Here is a 1465-nt window from a genome sequence, read left to right on the forward strand (position 1 = left end):
GATGAAAAAGGAAACATACAGCAGTATACCTCAAGAAGCGGTGTTTCCACAACTATCATCTGGGGCTATAACAAAACCCAGCCTATTGCCCGGATTGAAGGCGCAAAACTTTCAGATATTACGCCATCATTGATAGACAATATTGTTAGTGCTTCCGATAATGACGCCCAGTTAAGTACCGATGCATCAGAACAATCATTGGTTTCAGCTTTAGATTTGTTCAGGAATAATTCTTCACTGACAGCTTACCCAATCACTACTTACACTTATGATTCATTAATTGGAGTAACAAGCATTACCCCTCCATCAGGGATCAGGGAAGTATACATTTATGATACAGCCAATAGATTAAAAGAGGTAAGAGAAAATAGTGTAACAGGCAAGATGCTGAAAGAATACAAATACAATTACAAAAATTAACACAGACATGAAAAAAATAATCATCCCAATCAGTACTTTGTTTGTGACAGGACTAGCTTATGCACAGACAACCCCAAGTACTACCGAAAATTATATTTATTCAAAAACATATTTATCAGACCCAACCCTTTCTACTCCCAAAGTCTCAGAAACCGTACAGTATTTTGATGGACTCGGAAGACCCAAACAAATCGTTAATGTAAAAGCATCACCATTAGGAAAAGACATTGTTACCCAGATAGAATACGATGCTTTTGGAAGACAGGTAAAAGATTATCTTCCTGTTCCACAGTCAGGGACTCAAAACGGTGCTATTGTTCCCAACCCACTGGGAAATGCCTCATCAGTATATGGGTCAGAAAAGATTTATGCAGAAAAAGTACTGGAAAACTCGCCACTGGACAGAATTCAACAACAGGTTCAGGTAGGAAATGACTGGAGTAATAAACCTGTGAAGTTTAATTATGATGCTAATGTCAATGGAGAAGTCTTTCAATTTGCAACAACTACTACTTGGGTTGATAATGCCACTTCTTCTGTTTTAAGCTTATCAGGAACTTTTCCTGCCAATCAGCTGTATAAAAACACAGTAACGGATGAAGATGGTAATATTAATATAGAATACAAAAATGGGAAGGGACAAATCATAATGGCAAGAAAACATGATGGGACATTTTATAATGATACCTATTATGTGTACAACGAATATGACCAGCTTGCATTTGTACTTCCTCAAAAAGCACTTTTTCAGTCTATAACAGACACTTTATTAAATGATTTATGTTATCAATATAGGTATGACGGAAGAGGCAGGCTTGTAGAGAAGAAGCTACCCGGGAAAGGCTGGGAATATATGATCTATGATAAAGCAGACAGGCTGGTCATGACTCAGGATGCTAATCTTAAAAGCATAAACCAGTGGATGATAACCGAATATGATGCACTGAACAGGGTTGCTTACACTGGGATTATCTATAATTCAGCATCCAGAAATGGTCTTCAGGGGTATGTCAGCGCTTATCCGCCAAATAATATAAAAAGAAGT

At 37.5% G+C, this 1465-nt stretch carries 1 protein-coding gene and 1 pseudogene; both read left to right on the top strand.

The genetic code is table 11. From position 1 onward, the window contains the following. A pseudogene (locus HNP36_RS19205) lies at nt 1-420 on the top strand (sugar-binding protein); the annotation flags it as partial. A gap of 7 nt (nt 421-427) precedes the next feature. After that, the coding region (locus HNP36_RS19210) for a DUF6443 domain-containing protein (RefSeq protein ID WP_228456449.1) at nt 428-1465 on the top strand (1038 nt) is incomplete at its 3' end.

The sequence above is a fragment of the Chryseobacterium shigense genome (assembly GCF_014207845.1).
In the GTDB taxonomy this organism is placed as follows: Bacteria; Bacteroidota; Bacteroidia; order Flavobacteriales; family Weeksellaceae; genus Chryseobacterium; species Chryseobacterium shigense_A.